The organism is Paraburkholderia aromaticivorans (assembly GCF_012689525.1).
In the GTDB taxonomy this organism is placed as follows: Bacteria; Pseudomonadota; Gammaproteobacteria; order Burkholderiales; family Burkholderiaceae; genus Paraburkholderia; species Paraburkholderia aromaticivorans_A.
Genome location: NZ_CP051514.1, coordinates 1,763,508 through 1,781,662 on the forward strand (window position 1 = coordinate 1,763,508; position 18,155 = coordinate 1,781,662).

Sequence of the window (18,155 nt, forward strand, 5' to 3'; positions counted from 1 at the left end):
TCTTTCCTCAGTCGCTCAGTTGTTCAGATAACGTTCGGCAAGCAGTGCCCAATAGGCGCCGCCGATGGCGACGTTATCATCGTTAAAGTCATAGCCGGGGTTATGGACCATGCAGCCACCGTCGCCCGCACCATTGCCAATCAGAAGATAGCTGCCGGGGCGATGTTCCAGCATGACCGCGAAGTCTTCACTGCCCGTCAGTGCTGGGCCTTGCGGCGTGATGTGTTCCGTGCCCAGTAGTTCGATCCCGACGTTTCGCGCGAAGGCGGTTTCGTCGGCCGAATTGACGAGTACCGGATAGTCGCGCTTATAGCGCACTTCGGCGTCTACACCGAAGCTCCCGGCTTGTGCGCTGACGAGAGCGCATATCCGCGTTTCCAGCAGATCGCGCACACCGCGATCGAGTGCCCGCACACTTAGCTCGAGTTGTGCGCTGTCGGGGATCACATTGTTGGCTTTGCCTGCGTTCAATGCGCCGACGGTGATGACCGCCGTCTCTTGCGGGTCGACGTTGCGCGACACGATGGTCTGCAACGCCATCACGATGCTGGACGCGGCGACAATCGGGTCCGATGCGCGATGCGGCATCGCGCCGTGTCCGCCGCGACCCGTGAGGATGATCGTGACGTCGTCGCTCGATGCCATCGTGGGACCTTCCCGAAATACCAGATGCCCTTGCGTAATGCCGGGCATGTTATGCATCGCGAACACGGCGTCGCATGGGAATCGATCGAATAGCCCTTCTTCGATCATGATTCTGGCACCGCCGGGATGCTCCTCGGCGGGCTGGAATATCAAGTGCAGCGTCCCGGAAAATCGGCCTTCTTTGGCAAGATAATGTGCGGCGGCCATCAGCATGGCGGTGTGACCGTCGTGGCCACATGCGTGCATCACTCCATCGTTCACGCTTTGCCAGGGCATGCCGGTGGCCTCGTGAATTGGCAGCGCGTCGAGATCGGCACGCAGCCCGAGACGCTTATGCCCGTCACCGCGTTTTAGGGTGGCAACGAGGCCCGTCTGTGCAATGCCGCGTGTGACATGGTAGCCGTAGCGGGTCAACTGTCCTGCGATCAGATCGGACGTACGAGTTTCGGCGAGACCCAACTCAGGGTGACGATGCAGATCGCGGCGCAGTGCAATGAACTGTGAGGCCTGTTCGCGCAGCGCCTCGATAAGTGGATGAGTCATGTGAACAGATCGGGTCGGGTGAGGTCAAATCGACAGCGATGCCAGGCGTCCGCAACCGGCCGCACGCCCAACAAACGCTGCCCGGGAAATCAGAAAGCGAACGGCATCTGCGCGCGTTGCTCGATTGCCTCGCCAGCGGCGAGGCAGAGGTCTTCGCGGAACGCGCCCGCGACAAGTTGCACGCCGACGGGCACGCCATCGTGTACGCCTGTCGGCACACTCACGCCAGGGAAATTCAGTGCCGCAACGAGCTTGAGTGGTAACTGCGCATCGAGAATGCGGGACATCGTGTCGTCACCTTCCTGATCCAGACCCCAGCGAAACGGCGTGTCGAGCGACGTCGGCATGAGGACGACCGGATACTGCTCGAAGAACGCATTCCATTTGCGACGCAGCCGATCACGCCGCGCCAGGCCTTGCACATAGGTTTCAAGCGAGGTGTCGGTGCCGAACCGGGCCAGCATGCCGCGCAGGGCCTGCCGCGCGCCATCGTCCCCGTATGTGTCGATGGCATCTGCGAAGCCTGTCGATATCTCAGTCATCGCGATTGTCATCCAGATGTCGAAGCCTTCACGCATCTCGGGCGGGGCTACGCGTTCGACCACATAGCCGGCCTCCGTCAGCCAGCGTGCGGACTGCTGCAACGCTTCGTACACCTTTGGGTCGATAGGCAGGCCGTCGATTTCGTCGACGAGCGCGACCTTGATGGGACCGGTGATAGCCGGGCCGGCAAGCGGTGCGGGCACCCAGTTCGGATCGCGGCCGTCTGCGACGGACATCGCCGCGAGGCTGATGCGCAGATCCTGCACCGACCTGGCTATCGGACCTTGAACGGCAAAACATTGAGCGGCGAACGTTCGCAGTTCGCCGGAACTTGGCGTGAACGACGGAATGCGGCCGGCGGTCGGACGCAGCCCCACGACGCCGCACGCGTAGGCGGGATAGCGCACCGAACCGGCCAGATCGTTGCCGTGTGCCATGGGACACATGCCAGCGGCCACTGCCGCCGAGGCGCCACCCGATGAGCCGCCTGGCGTGATGTCGTCACGCCACGGGTTCAGCGTGCGACCGTGCAGAGCGTTCTCGGTGAACCAACGCATCGAGAATGCCGGCGTGTTCGTTCGTCCAACGATCACCGCGCCCGCATTCAGCAGATTTGCAACGACCGGACTGTGCGTCTGCGCAAGCAGGTCACGTTTGGCGACGACGCCATGCGTCGTCGGTTCGCCTGTTACGTCAACATTGCACTTTACGGTGATCGGTACGCCATGCAGCGTGCCCAGCGTTGCACCGGCAGCGCGTTGTGCATCGGCCTGATCGGCGGCGAGCAAGGCTGAATCGCGATTGATGTGCGTCAGCGCGTTGATGCGTGGATTTTCTGCGTCGATGCGCGCGAGACAACTTGTTACCGCCTCGCGGCTTGAGATCGTGCCGCGGGCGATTGCCTGCGCGATCTGCCACGCGTCCCAGCGCCAGAGGTCGGTCGGCAGGGTGGTTTCTGCGATTCCGGATTGCATGCTTCCCATCTTGAGATCCTCGAAAAAGACATATGCCCGCCGTCATCTGACGTCGGGCATACCGGCAAACGCGCGCCGGCAGCGCCTTAAAACAGATGACGGATGCCCACGCGCGACACGAACTGATGGTCGGTCGAAGACGGCGCAGTCAGCGCGATCGATGCGACCGTGCCCGGACCGCTCGCCTTTTGCGCGTCGAGATCGATGTACACGTCGGTACGCTTGGAGAGCAGGTAGTCAAAACCCACGGTTGCCGTGTACCAGCGCGACGCCTCGAAGCGGTCGAACGACACCTTGCCCGCAAAAACCACGTCGGGCCGGACATGCCAGTCGCCGCCCAGATGCAGCACCTGGTCGGTCGCGGTGCGGCCGGCGAGTTTCAGATGAGTGTTCGTGTAAAGCGCAGCGGCACTCCACGCTCCGTATGCGTAGTTCGCGCCGATGCCGAGGATGCGCTGGTTGTCGACGACCAGCGTGGTGGTCGGTGTGACGGCTCGGCCCAGCACCGTCGCTGCGCCCGTCAGACCTGCAAAGACGGGCGCCTGGTTGATGTCGGTCAGCACCGCGCCAGCGGAAAATCCATCGTATGCGTACTGGACGTTTGCGCTGATCGCGCGGCCGAGATTGGTCGACAGGTTGCCCGAGTTCTGCCCGAATGCGTACATCACGCCACCCGTGAAGCCTCCGAACGTCGCACTCTTGAATTGCACCGCGTTGTTCAGGCGTTCGCCGGACACACGATCCAGGTCCGCGTTCTGTACGCCGAACAGTCCGCAGTTCAGACACGGCAGATAGTGTTCCAGCAGCACCGTGTAGTCGTACTGGCGACCCATCGCTAGCTCCCCGATCGATCGGTCACCGATGCCCACGTAAGCCTGCTTGCCAAACATCAGGCCACCCTGGCCGAGCGCGCCAGTGTTCGCCGAGAAGCCGTTTTCGAGCTTGAAGAATGTGCGCAACCCGCCGCCGAGGTCTTCCGAACCGCTAAAGCCGAGCGAATTCGATTTGTTGATGCCGTCCTGCATCTTCACTAGCGAGTGGCCGCCGTAGTTGTTCACGTAGGTCAGCCCGTTGTCGATACTGCCGAACAGCGTCACTGAAGATTGAGCCCAGGCGGTCGGGCATAAGACAGGTAGCACTAACGTCGCTGCAATAAGGCGCTTCAAGAATTGTCTCCAGTGTTGTTGATGCGAGCTGGCGCAATCGTCGGCACGAAGCCGAGCCGGTCGGCCGGCTTTGGGCCGGCAACCTTCATTGCGAAACGGGTGTAGTCAAAAAACCGGGGGGTGTCTGTCGCTCAGGCGTGCTGGCGGGAGTGCTGCGCAAGTGATTCGCGCTGGGTCATCACCAACACACCGGTAATTCCCAGGACGACGCTCGCGGCGATGTACCAGGCGGGAGCGAGCCGGTCACCCGTAACCCTTGTGAGCCAGGTGTTGATCAACGGCGCAAGACCGCCGAAACACATCGCGCCGAGGTTGTAGACGATCGCCATGCCGGTCGAGCGGATTTGCACTGGAAAGGCTTCAGCGAGTGCTGCCGCTGACGGTCCCCAGAAGAAGCTCATGAGAAACGCCGAAATCAGTTCGAAGCGGATCAGGCTGGATCCGCCCGGTGTGTGAATCAGCGACGCGAGCAATGGGTAGGCGAGCACGCCGTAAAGCAGCATCCCGGGTACCATCACCCGGCGGCGGCCATATCGGTCGGCGAGGTAACCGGTGATGGGACACATCACAAGCAGCACGAGTGCACCGACGAGCATGCCAAGTTGGCCCGTGCCCGCGTCGATGCCGAGTTGTCCGCTGGCAAACAGCGGAATGTAGATGAGTCCGACATACGACGAAGCGGTGCAGACCGCGACAATGCCCAGGGTCCCGAGCATTTGCCGGGGATAGCATCGCACGATGCCGACTAACGATAGTCGGTCGCGTGGTGTATGTCGCTTCTGCTTGATGAACGCAGCGAATTCTGGCGACTCATCGACGCGCGAGCGGATGTAGTAGCCAATTGGGCCGATCAGCGAGCCGAACAGGAACGGCAGACGCCAGCCCCACTCGTGCAGCGATGTGGTCGTCAGATTGTGCAGTAACAGATAGGCGACGGCGCCGCCAAGAGCGAATGACAACGCCTGCGAACACGCCTGGAAGCTGCCAATCAGATTGCGCTGTCCCAGTGGGGAATATTCGAGCAGCATCGCGGTGGCGCTGGCGAATTCGCCCCCAGCCGAAAAACCCTGCAGCATGCGTGCAAACACGATCAGAGCCGACGCAGCGATTCCGATAGTCGCGTAAGTCGGCGTGAGGCCGATTAGCAGCGTGCCCGCCGACATCATCATGATGATTGCTGACAGCGCGGCCTTGCGGCCCGCGCGGTCAGCGTACATGCCCAGCAGCACGCCCCCAAAAGGCCGGACCACAAACGCGATCCCGAATGTTGCGAACGCGACCATCAGCATCGCCGGACCGCTTTGCGGCGGGAACATCAGCCTCGAAATGATGATCGAGAAACTGCTGAAGATGCCGAAATCGAACCATTCCAGCCCATTGCCGATTACCGATGAAACGATCGCACGGCGGCGAGCGCCCGGTGCGATGGTCAGTGCTGGAGATATCTCTTGCGTTGCCATTGGCGCCTCGTGACAGAAAATTCGGTTCATTCAGGAACCAGTGTCACGATCGTAGAGTGACCGGGCGGGCGGTCATAGCCAACGAAACAATTTGGTGTAATGTTTTACTTTACACGTCGGCGCCGCCGTTCAGTCGGGTTCGACAAATTCGACTGACGTCATCATCCGGCGAATGGCTGGCTCGGTGCTATCACGGCAGGCTTTGCCGGCTTCGATAAAGCATTCCACCATCAGTTGCGCTGTGGCGCTTGGGGTATCTCCGCGTCGCATGACAAGGCTGGTTGTCATCTCGGGTAGTTCGTCCTGGATGGGCAACGCGGCCATCCGCATGCGTAACAGCGGCGATTCAACCAGCGGCCACGGGCAGACGGTCAGCATGTCGCTGCCTTCCATCATCGCAATCGAAACCAGCGTGGAGCGCGCGTAGTGCACCTGGTCGGGCTTTAGCGCGAGACCATGACGTGCCAGCATGTTGCTGTGCCTCTGCTCGTGCATGTCTTCGCGCATCGTCATGACCCAGCTCTGATCCGCGAGGTCCCGAAGCGAAGTGCAACTGGAAAACGGGTGACCAATGCGTCCGACGACCGCCAACCCACAGGAAAACAGGTCGCGTGAAATGAAGTTGGCGCTCTGGGCTTTGGGCGGCGCGAGGCCGATCGAAAAATCAAGCGTCCCGTCTCGCAGACCGGCATGCGAGGTGCCGATTGCCTCTGTGAAATCGAGGCGCACATCGGCGCGCAGGCGTTGGAAATCGGCGAGTGCTCGCGGCAAGATGGTCTGCGTTATCCAGGGCGTGACGCCGACCGTCACGGCCCCGCCTTTCAGGCCACGAATCTGCTCGATCTCTTCTTCCGCGCGATCGATCTGCGCGAGGATCAACCGCGCGTGGGCCAGCAGCCTGCGGCCAGCATAAGTTAGCGCCACGCCCTGCGGCTGGCGGGTAAAGAGTGGAGCACCCGTGTGTCGCTCCAGTTCGCGGAGGGCGAGGCTAACGGCTGTAGCGGACAGTCCGAGTTCTTCGGCCGCCGCGCGCATGCTGCCTTTTTCTGCAACGTAAGCAAAGCATCGCAAATGCTGAATCTTCATCGAACGGCTTCGCTTGGTAACGGTATCGTACGCAGGATGATAGCGGGAACCGAGCGTCAATGACCCAGGTACGAGCGGGGGGACTGGCGATGCCCCATGTGACGACTGATGACGGTCGCTTTCACATCGGACAGCGGTCAGTCACAGATTTGGTTCAGACGAAGGCAGCGGGTCGGGAGTGTGAGTTCGCTAATGCAGGAAGCTGTCATCCGGCTGCTGGATGCCGCCACCGTCAGCAACCCGTCGCATTCCTGACGTAGAACGCAGCCCGTCCCAATGTCGGCAAAGGCCGATGACTCGCCCTTGGTCGGTGGTGTGCAATGACCGCTGCACTCCGATACCCACGTCTGTGCGCGCATCGGCTTGGTCGCTTTCGTTGACTTCTTTTGCCGCTTGCTGTCCCCTTGCTCTTGCCATGAAGGTCACCGGGCACAAGGCAGTCAGCAGGCTCTGTCGGCAACAACAAGGCTCGCATTTCGCTTTCTCGCAAAAAATTGAGTGCCTGCACTTTCGCTGCCAAGCTCCACATCGATTCGTAAGGCGCGGGACACTCTGAATCCCACGTGAGACGCAATTCCGAATTTGTCATGTTTTATCCAACGAAATCGGCGGATATACAGTGCGTTCGACTCGCTTCTCTTCTTTTTCGTCGTCTTCAGACCTGAAGGAGGCGTCACTTGTTAACCAAGGCCTTACTTCTCCCGCATTACACCGGCACCCGCATCGGGCGCTATCATCGGAATTCATTCAGCGTTGCACTAGGAGCCTGGCTGAAAAGGTGCAAAATCACCTCGTAGGTTGCCCTTGGGAACAGCTTTCTGCAAACCTCCTGAAGGAAGCATGTTCTCGACGCCCTGCCAGCCGCACTTCGAATTGGCCACGCGTGGGAATAAAAACCATGCAAGCCGACGGCAACGACACCCCGATGGCCGGACTAGATCAGTCGGATGCCACTATCCGCCAAGCGCAACTTCGGCAAAATGCCTATAATGAGTGAGCATTTTGCCGAAACGGAGCTGTCATGACCACAATTGCCTTCGTGCCCACCGGAGCCGGCAATCCGCGCCGGGCGGAACTGACGATGCTCGGGCAGTTGCTTGACGCGCGCATTCGCAACGAGACCGATCTCGCCGAGTTGGCTAGCGAGCGCGTGGCCGTTGAAGTGATCGACCGCTTGACGGCTCAGGGACTGAAGGCGGATGAACTCGCATTCATCATCCCACGTCGCACCCTAACTCATAGGCGTCAGCAGCACGAACGTCTCTCAACCGACGAATCCGACCGGGCGATTCGTCTGGCGCGCATCCTGGCACAGGCGGCGGCGGTCTTCGGAAACACTGCAAAAGCGATGCACTGGCTGCGAAACCCGCAGAAGCGCTTCACAGGCCGCAGTGCCCTTGAGATGGCCAGCACCGAACACGGGGCGCGTCTGGTTGAAGACGCATTGATCCAGATCGACGAAGGATACTTCGCCTGATGGTCTTATGGAGAATCAGCAACTTTGCCGATCTGAAAGGAATTGGCGGCCTTCGCGCACCCGGGAGATGGCATTTTGCAGGGCAACCTGTGGTCTATCTGGCAGAGCACCCTGCTGGCGCCCTTCTGGAAACGCTCGTGCATCAGGAAATCAGCGGTACCGCGGATCTCCCCGATACCTATCAGCTGCTGAAGGTTGAGGTCGACGACGGCATTACGATCGCCGAAATGGAAGAGGGTGGTTTTCCGCCCGATTGGCGCGACGACCAGGCTTGGACCCAGGCCGCCGGGACGGAGTGGCTCGCGCATGCGACTTCTGCCCTTCTCAAGGTGCCCAGTGCCGTGATGCCTTTTGCCTTTAACTTCATTCTCAATCCCGCCCACCAAGATGCGTTACGCATTGAAATCACCATGGCCATTGAGGTGCGCCAGGATCCGCGCATCCTCGGGCTTTTGACGCGGCCATAGCTGCGAATCTGCAAGGCGAATTTACCAGTTCGATCGCTGAAACCTCTCATTCGAAATTCCACCGCGCCCTCCATGACAGAACCGCGACTCATCGAAATCACGCCCGCCACGCATGGCGTCGACATCGACCTCGTCTATGCCACCGAGCGCAACCTGACCGGCAAGCCCATCTACAAGGAGGCCCACTGCCTGCTGCTCGAACCGGCCGAAGCCGGTTTGCGGAAGGCAGTGACGATTGCCCGCGACGCCGGCCTGACGCTGCGGATTTTCGATGCCTACCGTCCGCCCCAGGCGCAGCAGGTGCTGTGGGATTTCCTGCCCGACCCCACCTACGTCGCTGAGCTTGGCCGTGGTTCGAACCATAGCCGCGGCACGGCGATCGACCTGACGCTGCTCGATGCCGGCGGCAACGAACTCGACATGGGCACGGGCTTCGACGCCATGACGATCCAATCCGAGCACTTCCATCCGGGCCTACCCGAGCACGTGCAGCGCAACCGCCTGTTACTGTTCGGCATCATGCACGCCGCGGGCTTCGCGCACATCAAGAACGAATGGTGGCATTACGAGCTGCCACGCTCCCGTGCTCTGCCTCTGATCGATAACAGTGAAAGCGGTCCGTTACGTCTCATGTAGTGGCTTTCGATTTTCCCATCCGTTGGTCCCTGACAGGCTCTACCCCATTCCCTCATGGAGCGAGTATGAAACTGGTACTGCGCAATGCACTGGCGGCGGCAGCGCTCGCCTCCGCCTTGACTCTGTCGTTCACAGCGGCCAGCCCCGCTACGGCGGCGACGCCGAAAGACATGTTCGTCATGGCGACGTTCCTCGACGAATTCACCACGCTCGATCCCGGCGAAGTCTACGAGTTGGTGCCAGAAGAATATGTGGCGAATACCTATGACCGGCTGGTGCGAGTCGATCTGAAAGACCCGTCGAAGTTCAACGGCGATGTCGCGCAATCATGGACCGTCAGCCCCGACGGCCTGACCTTCACGTTCAAGATCCGTCCGGGTCTCAAGTTCCACTCGGGCAATCCGTTGACCGCCGACGACGTCGCCTGGTCGATCCAGCGCACGGTCCTGCTCGACAAAGGTGCGGCCGCCGTGCTGCAAGGCATCGGTCTGACCAGGGACAACGTGCTCAACAACGTGAAAAAGACTGACGACACAACTGTCAGTGTGACGACCGACCAGAAATACGCCCCGACGTTTGTCCTGAACGTGCTCGGCGCGTGGCCTGCATCGGTGGTGGACAAGCAGTTGCTGCTCACGCACCAGAAAGCGAATGACTTCGGCAACGACTGGCTGCGCACGAACGAGGCGGGCTCTGGCGCCTACAAGCTCGTCAAGTGGACGGCCAACGACAGCATCGTGCTGCAGCGCTTCGACGGCTATCGCTTACCGCTCGCGATGAAGCGCATTGTGTTGCGTCACGTGCCGGAAGCATCGAGCCAGCGCCTGCTGCTCGAGAACGGCGATGTCGATGTAGCGCGCAATCTGAGCCCGGACGATCTCGCCGCACTGACAAAGTCCGGCAAGGCGCATGTGACCGCCGTGCCGCAGGCGACGCTTCTGTACCTCGGGCTCAACGTCAAGAATCCGAACCTGGCAAAACCGGAAGTCCAGGAAGCGATGAAGTGGCTGATTGACTATAACGGCATCCAGAGCAATATCGCGAAGACCACCTACAAGGTACACGAAACGTTCCTCCCGGAAGGCTTTCTCGGCGTGCTGAACACGAATCCGTACCAGCAGAACGTCGCCAAGGCCAGGGCGCTGCTGGCAAAAGCCGGGCTTCCGAATGGCTTCTCCGTGACGATGGACGTGCGTAACGGCTACCCGTACAGCGAAATCGCCGAAGCCGTGCAGGCCAATCTCGCCCAGGGCGGCATCAAAGTTCAGATCATCCCGGGCGACAACAAGCAGACGCTTGCGAAGTACCGCTCGCGCTCGCACGACATCTATATCGGCGAATGGTCGGCGGACTATATCGACCCGCACAGCAATGCGCAGGGCTTCGCCTGGAGTCCGGACAACTCCGACAAGTCGGCCTACAAGATGCTCGCGTGGCGCAACTCGTGGGATATTCCTGATCTGACGAAGGAAACCAACGCGGCGCTCGCCGAATCGTCGACCGCCAGGCGCGCCGAGCTGTACCAGACGATGCAGAAGCAGATGCTTGCGAACTCACCCTTCGTGATCATGTTCCAACAGGTCTCGCAGGTAGCCGCGCGGCCGGGCGTGACGGGGCTCGAAGTGGGTCCGATCAACGACCTCGTGTCGTATCGTGACCTGAAGAAGCAGTAACGTATGCGGCGAAGGCGAAACTGTCCTGGCTTCGCCTTCGGCCGAGGAACCCATCATGTCGACTCCCCTCACGACTCGCGAGCGCATGCGCGCGCTTTCGGCTGAAAGCGCCAGCGTGCGCTGGACCTTGCGCCTCGTGCGCTGGATCTTCACGCTCGTGATTACCTTCACCGGCTTGCTGGCCGTCACGTTCGTGATCGGCCGCAAGATACCAATCGACCCGGTGCTGGCGATTCTCGGCGATCGCGCCTCGGCGACGGCCTACGCGGCGGCACGCCTGCAGCTCGGGCTCGACAAGCCGCTCACCGTGCAGTTCCTGATCTACGTGCGCGATGTGCTGCATGGCAACTTCGGCATGTCGCTGCTGACGGCACACCCTGTCATCGAAGACATCCAGCGCGTGTTCCCCGCGACGCTCGAACTCGCGACCCTATCGACGATCATCGGCGTGCTGGTAGGGGTGCCGCTGGGCGTGATCGCCGCCGTGCGCCACAACCGCTGGATCGATCATGTTGCACGCTTTGTCGGTCTCGTTGGCAGCTCGGTGCCGGTGTTCTGGCTTGGACTGATGGGACTGCTGTTGTTCTACGCGAAGCTGCACTGGGTAGCCGGCCCGGGGCGCGTCGATCCCGTATTCGACGGTATGGTCGATACGCATACGGGCAGCCTGCTGGTCGATTCACTCATCGCGGGCGAATGGGATGTGTTTTTCAATGCGTTCTCCCATATCGCGCTACCTGCGGCCATTCTCGGCTACTACTCGGTCGCTTATCTGAGCCGGATGACGCGTTCGTTCATGCTCGAGCAGCTGAACCAGGAGTACATCACCACGGCACGCGCAAAAGGCTTGCCCGAGCGCCGGGTGATCTGGCGTCACGCCTTCGGCAATATCGCCGTGCCGCTTCTGACCGTCATCGCACTCACGTACAGCTATCTGCTCGAAGGCTCGGTGCTGACCGAAATCGTCTTCGCCTGGCCCGGTATCGGCTCGTATCTGACTGGCGCGCTGCTGAATGCCGATATGAACGCCGTGCTTGGCAGCACGCTCGTGATCGGCGTCACGTTCATCGCGCTCAATCTGCTGACCGACGCGCTGTATCGCGTGTTCGATCCGCGCGCCCGCTGATGTTCCGCAGGTTTTTTTCGTGCTTCCCCCGTTCGATCAATCAACGCAAACGCAGGACTGGCCGATGAATGCCGCGCCCCGACGATGGAAAGACTGGCTGCTGAGCGACACGCCCGCGTCACGCAAACAGGCCGCGCTCGGCCTTGCCTATCGGCGCTGGCGACGCTTTGCGAGAAATCCGCTGTCAGTGTTCGGCTTTGTGATTCTCGCCTTGCTGATCATCGTCGCGGCAATCGGACCGCTGATCGCGCCGCACGATCCCCTGCAGCAAGTCCTCTCCGACCGCCTTCTGCCGCCGGGTTCGCCATCGCACTGGTTCGGCACCGACCAGCTTGGCCGCGACATCCTCTCGCGGCTGATCTACGGCTCGCGGCTCACGCTTTCGATTGCGATTCTCGTCGTGGTGATCGTGGTTCCAGTCGGCCTCCTGATCGGCACCACCTCCGGCTTTTTTGGCGGCTGGGTCGATAACGCGCTGATGCGGATCACCGACGTGGCCCTCGCGTTTCCGAAGATCGTGCTGGCGCTCGCGTTCGCGGCCGCGCTGGGACCGGGTGTCATCAACGCGGTGATCGCGATTTCGATTACGGCGTGGCCGTCGTATGCACGCCTCGCGCGGGCGGAGACCTTGCGGCTCGTGCAAGCCGATTTCATTCACGTCGCGCGGTTGCAGGGTGCGTCGCAGATACGCATCCTCTTGCGCTATATCGTGCCGCTGTGCTCGTCGTCGGTGATCGTGCGTGCGACGCTCGATATGGCTGGCATCATTCTCACCGTCGCGGGTCTTGGGTTCCTCGGCCTCGGCGCGCAACCGCCGAGCCCCGAATGGGGTTACATGGTCGCGTCGGGCCGGAACGTGCTGCTCGATTCGTGGTGGGTGGCCACCATTCCGGGCTTTGCCATTCTGTTGGTGAGTCTTGCCTTCAACCTGCTCGGCGACGGTCTGCGAGACGTCTTCGATCCGCACCATGGAGGCTGACATGCCAGCCGATATGACACAACCCCTGTGTGAAATCGACGACCTGCGAGTCGGCTTTCGCGATCACGACGGCAAATTGACGGAAGCCGTACGCGGCCTGTCGCTGACGCTCCATCGCGGCGAGCGGCTTGGCATCGTCGGCGAATCCGGTTCGGGCAAATCGCTGTCCGGGCGCGCGCTGCTCGGCCTGCTGCCGCCTGCCGCGCAATGCCATGCGAAGGCGATGAAGTTCGATGGTCAGGATCTGCTGGCGATGTCGGCACGCAAGCGCCGGCAACTGTGCGGCCAGCAGATGGGCATGATCCTGCAGGATCCAAAGTACTCACTGAACCCGGTGATGACCGTCGCGCAGCAGATGCGCGAAGCGTTCGAACTGCACGGCCCGAAGCTCGGCCGCCGCGAGATGCGCGAGAAGATCATCGCGGCGCTGGCAGCGGTGCACATCCGCAATCCGGAGCGTGTCGCCGATGCCTACCCGCACGAGTTGTCGGGCGGCATGGGACAACGCGTGATGATCGCCATGATGGTGTCGTCCGGCCCGCGACTCCTCGTCGCCGACGAGCCGACCAGCGCGCTCGACGTGCTCGTCTCGATGCAGGTGCTCGGGATTCTCGACGAAATGATCGAAAAGCACGGCACGGGCCTCATTTTCATCAGCCATGACCTGCCGCTCGTGATGTCGTTCTGCGACCGAGTCGTTGTGATGTACGCGGGTCGCGTTGTGGAAACCTGCGCGGCACGCGATCTCGTTCACGCCCAGCATCCCTACACGCGCGGCCTGCTCGCGGCGAATCCACCGCTCATCAATCCGCCCGATGAACTGCCCGTGCTGAAGCGGGACGCAGCGTGGCTCACGCAATCGGCAGGAGCGTCAGCATGATCGACGTCAACGCCCTGACGGTCCGCTTCAGGACCAAGACCGGTTACTTCGACGCTGTACGCGAGGCGAGCTTTCATGTCGACGCAGGAGAAGTGTTCGGGCTGGTCGGCGAATCGGGTTCCGGCAAGTCGACGATCCTGCGCGCGTTGACCGGACTTGCGCCCATCGCCGGCGGCCATATGAAGATCGGCTCGCATGTGCCTGGAAAGAAGATCAACCGCTCCTTTCGACGCGACGTGCAGATGGTCTTTCAGGATCCGTACGGCTCACTGCATCCGCGCTTCACGGTCGATCAGACCTTGCGCGAGCCGCTGACCATCAACGGCATCGACCGGCAGGACGAACGCATCGTGGATGCGCTGCGCGAAGTCGGCCTGGGTCCGGCGTATCGCTTCCGCTATCCGCATCAGTTATCGGGAGGCCAGCGGCAGCGCGTCGCGATCGCACGGGCACTGATTGTCGAACCGCGCGTGCTGCTGCTCGATGAGCCGACGTCCGCGCTCGATGTGTCCGTGCAGGCCGAGATTCTCAACCTGCTGCGACGGCTTCATCGCGAACGCAATCTGACGATGATCCTCGTGAGCCACAACCTGGCGGTGGTCGGCTTTCTCTGCTCGCGCGTCGCGGTCATGCGCAATGGCGAAATCGTCGAGCAGCGCGATATCGCGTCCATTCGCGCGCAACAGGTTGAGCACGAGTATACGCGCAGCCTGCTGCTCGCGACCACGGGCTATCAGCGCAAGCCGGTTCAGACAATTGGAGCCGACGCGGCGTTATAAACGCTCACGCAGCGGCGAGGAGTTGTCACCGAACCTGTCCGTCGTCTTGCATTGTGGACGGTTCAAGACAGGAGCTTCCGGTATTTCCACCCGTCTGATCCCGACTTTAGTGGTGAGGTCGAGCCAGTTTTCTGACCAGGATCACTTCTGTCCCGGTCGATACGGCGAGCTCGTACACGTTGCAGGAGTTTGCCGTCGGTATCGTCTCGCCATGATCAGTCGTTTTAACACGACGAGTTGTGACGCACAGGATATTCTGGACCGCTCCTTCTCAAACGGAACTTGACACCTTGGTAACACAGTCGCTGGCGATTGGGTGCAGGTAGAAAAGACCACATTCTCCGTCTGTTCCGGCAGACATGAGAGCGAGCAGGAACTCTAGGCGCTTACCCGGTTCTCGTGGCAGAGCGGCAAGGTACGGATGTCGTTTATACACTGTCGCTCCAGCATACCCTGCAGGTCGATATAATCTGAGCACTGATCCCTACCGAACGGACGCGCCGCGTGTACGATATCACCGGTCAGCCATGAATTTCAGGAGGCGGTGTGAACGCGAACGCGGTGTGCCCGCTGCACGGACCAACGACGATAATCCGCACGAATTCATACGGGTTTCCGGTCTATGCTTGCTGCTGCGACGACGTGACCTCTGTGACGCCCCCGGATGCGTGCACGCGGGCGCCAACGCAACGTGGACGTGACCCGCAGCAGCCAGAACAACCGAGGCCGAGGAAGGAATGACACTGACGAGCGCGCCTGCTGCCTGTGGTGACCGGCAGTCCGCAGTATGTGGACCGGCTGCGACTCGAGGTCGGGCAGGTTCTTCAGCTTTCCGTGGCCTCGCCCCGCCTGCGTGAGCCGCTTCATCGCGTCGATTCGTTCAGTACCGCGCGATCCTCCACGAGGATACCAAGACCGGTGTCGACCCGCATCTGCCCTGCGGACCGGGGTCGCCACTTGGCATGCATGCGCCTGTCGCTTGCCTCAGTCAAACCCGCCATTTTCCGATTTTCCTTGTTTTCAGAAACGGTGAGCGGTGGACTTCGCGTCGTCGAAAGTATTGTGTCGATTAATTCGTTTTTTATATAAAAGCTCTGCTGAAACAGCAATAAAAAGTAGTCCTTCTCCATTCCCTGGCCGCCTCGGCATCGGCAGTGCCTCGCGCTCAAAGCAGCGCAGCGCGGCGCATCAAGGTTAAACTGATAGGTCGTTAGCCTGCACATATAGTTATTAGACGATTTGCACATACCTGTCCCGACACAGCAAATAAACAACACTCCGTAACAAATACCTGTGCCTCAATGAAATGACAGGCTACGCTCCCGTTCACGGTCTTATTGTTCGAGCCTGGGAAGAATTTTCCCAGTCAGATCACTTATTACTGTGGATTACTAATGAAAAAAATCCTCATTTCCAACGCCACTGGCGCACTTTTCGCTGTTGCGGTGTCGTCGGCATTCGCACAAAGCTCGGTCACGCTGTACGGCATCGTCGATGAAGCCATCCGGTATCAGACGAATGCTGGCCCGGGTGGCAACGATCAGGTCGCCATGACGTCCGGCCCGGAAACCCACAGCCGCTGGGGCTTGAGGGGCAGTGAGGATCTGGGGGACGGCTGGTCCGCAATCTTCCGCCTCGAAAACGGCTTCGAAGCCTTCAATGGGCAACTACACGTCCCCGGCACACTGTTCAGTCGACAAGCTTTCGTGGGTCTGTCGAACAAAACGTGGGGCTCGCTGACTTTCGGTAGGCAATACGCGCCGGCCTACGACACCCTGGGCGATATCTTCGACCCGCTGACCGTTGGCAACTATTGGCAAAACAGCTGGATGTATAACGGCATCGGCCCTTACCTCGAAGTCAACAACTCGGTCAAGTACAAGGGCAGCTTCGATGGCTTGGATGTCAATGCCCTTTACGGCTTTGGCAACCAGCCGGGCGCGGTCGGTCTCGGCGCCACCTATGCCGTGGAACTGACGTACACGTACGGCCCTGCCATGCTCAACGCAGGCTTCCAGCAGGTCTCCGTTCCGACATCTGCGACTGGCTCTTCGGTTGGCACCAGTGTCGGCAGCTTAGTCAATGGCGCCAAGACCAACTTCCTGCACATCAGCGGCGCGTTTCAGGTCACCCACGACATCCGCCTCCTGGCCGGCTGGCTGCGGGGGCAGGACCAGACTGGTTTGACTGACAGCTACATGCAGCAATCTGGCGCGCCGACACTGAAGGGTGGCAGCCCCAACCGTATCGACGACACCTATTACGTCGGTGCGAACTGGCACGCCATGCCTGCGCTGCTGTTCACGTTCGCCTACTACTACGGGCAGACGCGCAATGCTGAACTGCTCGACGGCACGCTCGGCAGGGGGGTGAACCAATCGGCTACTGTTCTCGCCGAATACTCGTTCACGAAGCGCACGGAAGTCTACGGGATCACGGACTTCGCGCGCGGCACCGGCGCCTTCTCCGCCGACTACCCGGGCGGGGTCAACGGCGAGGGCGTTCCGACCAACACCATTGGCCGGACCAATCAGGTAGGCGTGGCAATCGGACTTCGCACGATGTTCTAAAGACCCGTTCATACTTTTCGCCGCGGCCCCGCGTCGGGTGCACGGGCCAGCGCAACAGCGTCGGCCCGCGCGCCCTTTCTCGATGAGGCGAGTTTCCCGCGTCGTGGCTTCCAGTGGTTATCTCTTGCGAACCTGGCTAGCCGGCGATGCCACTGGCGCGACGGCCGGTACGCTAGAGTGTTTGTCCACTCCGTTCGTCTTATACGAGCCGTGTGGCGCTCCGACGGTCCGTTGTCGAGCGCGTAGTTGACGCTCGACCGTCCATGCGCAAGCCACGGTGAGCGGCTCTAGATGGCCGAACTCTAACGATGTCACCTGCCGCTCAGGTACCGGAGCTATGCGTCGATGGGAAGATCGCAGTCGGCCCTCAACGGACCGTGAGCCAGATGCGATCAGATCGGCATTTTCAAGGGTCGCGTCTGCCGCAGCTTCGAGCGGGCGAGCGCGCCGCTGCGCCAGCGAAAGCCGGGCGCCGGGCGGCCTGCGCACCAAAGCGGCAAGCGTCGACGTACCGATGTCGCTGCCGCTTTTCCCCTGAAGCCGTGTCCCGTCCGTCCGCCTAACGGAATCCGTAGACGAGCACCTTTTTACCCTCGAAACTGATTTGCACCGCTTCGGAGCATGGGTTCCCACACGTGCCATCGACGGTGGGGGGCGCAGCAGCGAAGGGAACCGTCTCACTGGTCATCTGGCCCATCACCAGTGTCGCATCCGAAGAGATAACAATATTCACTACGAGCACGACGCCTGCGGGACTCGCTTTCGTGCCGTAGTTGATCGTCATCGTTCCCGTGCAATCGCTATTCACGTTGTAGGTGCCGAACTGCACGGAATTGAAGGCGCCGCCCATTTTCGGCAAGCCGCCGATATTGCCCGCATCGTTGCGCGTGAAGTTGCCGTTGCCGTCGAAGTTGACGATGGCGACGTCGTTGAGCGGCAGCCTCGACTTCGCGTAGTGAACCGCACCATCCGTGCCGATGATGCCGAGTATTTCGCCTTGGGCGCTGAATCCATACGGGCCTCTCAGCGTTTCGTTGGAACAGGTGGGGCCGTTGGCGTGCGCCGCACCGCTCAACGACAGAAGGGTGGCCGCAACGGCCGCCGCACAGGTCAAACGCTTGCTTTTCATGTTCATCTCCTTGTCATCGACC

16 protein-coding genes and 1 other annotated feature are annotated in these 18,155 nt (G+C 60.9%); of the genes, 9 read left to right on the forward strand and 7 right to left on the reverse strand.

Annotation, left to right across the window (positions count from 1 at the left end; all coding sequences use genetic code 11):
* Positions 1 to 15: 15 nt before the first annotated feature.
* From HF916_RS08300 to HF916_RS08320, 5 genes are all read right to left on the reverse strand, one after another.
* Positions 16 to 1,188 carry a M20 aminoacylase family protein gene (locus HF916_RS08300; protein WP_168788465.1) on the reverse strand — a complete coding sequence of 391 codons (1,173 nt, stop codon included), beginning with the start codon at positions 1,186 to 1,188 and terminating at the stop codon, positions 16 to 18.
* Positions 1,189 to 1,277: 89 nt separating this feature from the next.
* Positions 1,278 to 2,705 carry an amidase family protein gene (locus HF916_RS08305; RefSeq protein ID WP_168789073.1) on the reverse strand — a complete coding sequence of 476 codons (1,428 nt, stop codon included), beginning with the start codon at positions 2,703 to 2,705 and terminating at the stop codon, positions 1,278 to 1,280.
* Between the two features lie 86 nt (positions 2,706 to 2,791).
* Complete coding sequence (locus tag HF916_RS08310; RefSeq protein WP_168788466.1) at positions 2,792 to 3,871, reverse strand: porin; 1,080 nt, start codon at positions 3,869 to 3,871, stop codon at positions 2,792 to 2,794.
* Between the two features lie 131 nt (positions 3,872 to 4,002).
* A complete protein-coding gene (locus tag HF916_RS08315; RefSeq protein ID WP_168788467.1) occupies positions 4,003 to 5,331 on the reverse strand; it encodes an MFS transporter in 1,329 nt (442 codons plus the stop codon).
* Between the two features lie 129 nt (positions 5,332 to 5,460).
* Positions 5,461 to 6,417 (reverse strand): LysR family transcriptional regulator, encoded by a 957-nt coding sequence (locus HF916_RS08320; protein ID WP_168788468.1) that lies wholly within the window; start codon positions 6,415 to 6,417, stop codon positions 5,461 to 5,463.
* A 1,021-nt stretch (positions 6,418 to 7,438) separates the two neighbouring features.
* On the opposite strand from HF916_RS08320, the gene parS reads away from it, so the two are divergent.
* The 8 genes from parS to HF916_RS08360 all read left to right on the forward strand — a co-directional run bounded on the left by parS (position 7,439) and on the right by HF916_RS08360 (position 14,434).
* Positions 7,439 to 7,894: a type II RES/Xre toxin-antitoxin system antitoxin gene (gene parS, locus HF916_RS08325; protein WP_168788469.1), complete on the forward strand. Its 456-nt coding sequence runs from the start codon at positions 7,439 to 7,441 to the stop codon at positions 7,892 to 7,894.
* A complete protein-coding gene (locus HF916_RS08330; RefSeq protein WP_168789074.1) occupies positions 7,891 to 8,361 on the forward strand; it encodes an RES family NAD+ phosphorylase in 471 nt (156 codons plus the stop codon). The genes parS and HF916_RS08330 overlap by 4 nt, the downstream gene beginning before the upstream one ends.
* A 72-nt stretch (positions 8,362 to 8,433) precedes the next feature.
* Complete coding sequence (gene ddpX, locus HF916_RS08335) at positions 8,434 to 8,997, forward strand: D-alanyl-D-alanine dipeptidase (RefSeq protein ID WP_168788470.1); 564 nt, start codon at positions 8,434 to 8,436, stop codon at positions 8,995 to 8,997.
* A 65-nt stretch (positions 8,998 to 9,062) separates the two neighbouring features.
* On the forward strand, positions 9,063 to 10,670 hold the full coding sequence (locus tag HF916_RS08340; protein WP_168788471.1) for an ABC transporter substrate-binding protein: 1,608 nt from the start codon (positions 9,063 to 9,065) through the stop codon (positions 10,668 to 10,670).
* 55 nt (positions 10,671 to 10,725) lie between these two features.
* Positions 10,726 to 11,796: an ABC transporter permease gene (locus HF916_RS08345; RefSeq protein ID WP_168788472.1), complete on the forward strand. Its 1,071-nt coding sequence runs from the start codon at positions 10,726 to 10,728 to the stop codon at positions 11,794 to 11,796.
* A 64-nt stretch (positions 11,797 to 11,860) separates the two neighbouring features.
* The gene (gene nikC, locus HF916_RS08350; protein ID WP_168788473.1) at positions 11,861 to 12,775 is read left to right on the forward strand and encodes a nickel transporter permease; all 915 of its coding nucleotides are present in this window, start codon (positions 11,861 to 11,863) and stop codon (positions 12,773 to 12,775) included.
* A gap of 1 nt (position 12,776) precedes the next feature.
* Entirely contained in the window at positions 12,777 to 13,655 is an 879-nt protein-coding gene (locus HF916_RS08355) for an ABC transporter ATP-binding protein (protein ID WP_168788474.1), read from the forward strand.
* The gene (locus tag HF916_RS08360) at positions 13,652 to 14,434 is read left to right on the forward strand and encodes an ABC transporter ATP-binding protein (protein WP_168788475.1); all 783 of its coding nucleotides are present in this window, start codon (positions 13,652 to 13,654) and stop codon (positions 14,432 to 14,434) included. Before HF916_RS08355 ends, HF916_RS08360 begins: the two co-directional genes overlap by 4 nt.
* An 863-nt stretch (positions 14,435 to 15,297) precedes the next feature.
* On the opposite strand, the gene HF916_RS08370 is transcribed toward HF916_RS08360, so the two are convergent.
* Complete coding sequence (locus HF916_RS08370; RefSeq protein ID WP_168788477.1) at positions 15,298 to 15,564, reverse strand: hypothetical protein; 267 nt, start codon at positions 15,562 to 15,564, stop codon at positions 15,298 to 15,300.
* A gap of 264 nt (positions 15,565 to 15,828) precedes the next feature.
* Between HF916_RS08370 and HF916_RS08375 the strand changes: the two genes are divergently transcribed.
* Complete coding sequence (locus HF916_RS08375; protein WP_168788478.1) at positions 15,829 to 17,004, forward strand: porin; 1,176 nt, start codon at positions 15,829 to 15,831, stop codon at positions 17,002 to 17,004.
* 83 nt (positions 17,005 to 17,087) lie between these two features.
* Positions 17,088 to 17,226, reverse strand: a sequence feature (23S ribosomal RNA rRNA prediction is too short).
* Positions 17,227 to 17,563: 337 nt separating this feature from the next.
* On the opposite strand, the gene HF916_RS08380 is transcribed toward HF916_RS08375, so the two are convergent.
* Positions 17,564 to 18,133: a hypothetical protein gene (locus HF916_RS08380; protein ID WP_168788479.1), complete on the reverse strand. Its 570-nt coding sequence runs from the start codon at positions 18,131 to 18,133 to the stop codon at positions 17,564 to 17,566.
* Positions 18,134 to 18,155 lie beyond the last annotated feature (22 nt).

Bases quoted from the DNA above. Each gene is read 5' to 3' on its own strand.
- HF916_RS08300 (WP_168788465.1), bottom strand. From the start codon at position 1,188: ATGACTCATCCACTTATCGAGGCGCTGCGCGAACAGGCCTCACAGTTC.
- HF916_RS08305 (WP_168789073.1), bottom strand. From the start codon at position 2,705: ATGCAATCCGGAATCGCAGAAACCACCCTGCCGACCGACCTCTGGCGC.
- HF916_RS08315 (WP_168788467.1), bottom strand. From the start codon at position 5,331: ATGGCAACGCAAGAGATATCTCCAGCACTGACCATCGCACCGGGCGCT.
- HF916_RS08320 (WP_168788468.1), bottom strand. From the start codon at position 6,417: ATGAAGATTCAGCATTTGCGATGCTTTGCTTACGTTGCAGAAAAAGGC.
- parS (WP_168788469.1), top strand. From the start codon at position 7,439: ATGACCACAATTGCCTTCGTGCCCACCGGAGCCGGCAATCCGCGCCGG.
- ddpX (WP_168788470.1), top strand. From the start codon at position 8,434: ATGACAGAACCGCGACTCATCGAAATCACGCCCGCCACGCATGGCGTC.
- HF916_RS08340 (WP_168788471.1), top strand. From the start codon at position 9,063: ATGAAACTGGTACTGCGCAATGCACTGGCGGCGGCAGCGCTCGCCTCC.
- HF916_RS08345 (WP_168788472.1), top strand. From the start codon at position 10,726: ATGTCGACTCCCCTCACGACTCGCGAGCGCATGCGCGCGCTTTCGGCT.
- nikC (WP_168788473.1), top strand. From the start codon at position 11,861: ATGAATGCCGCGCCCCGACGATGGAAAGACTGGCTGCTGAGCGACACG.
- HF916_RS08355 (WP_168788474.1), top strand. From the start codon at position 12,777: ATGCCAGCCGATATGACACAACCCCTGTGTGAAATCGACGACCTGCGA.
- HF916_RS08360 (WP_168788475.1), top strand. From the start codon at position 13,652: ATGATCGACGTCAACGCCCTGACGGTCCGCTTCAGGACCAAGACCGGT.
- HF916_RS08370 (WP_168788477.1), bottom strand. From the start codon at position 15,564: ATGGAGAAGGACTACTTTTTATTGCTGTTTCAGCAGAGCTTTTATATA.
- HF916_RS08375 (WP_168788478.1), top strand. From the start codon at position 15,829: ATGAAAAAAATCCTCATTTCCAACGCCACTGGCGCACTTTTCGCTGTT.
- HF916_RS08380 (WP_168788479.1), bottom strand. From the start codon at position 18,133: ATGAAAAGCAAGCGTTTGACCTGTGCGGCGGCCGTTGCGGCCACCCTT.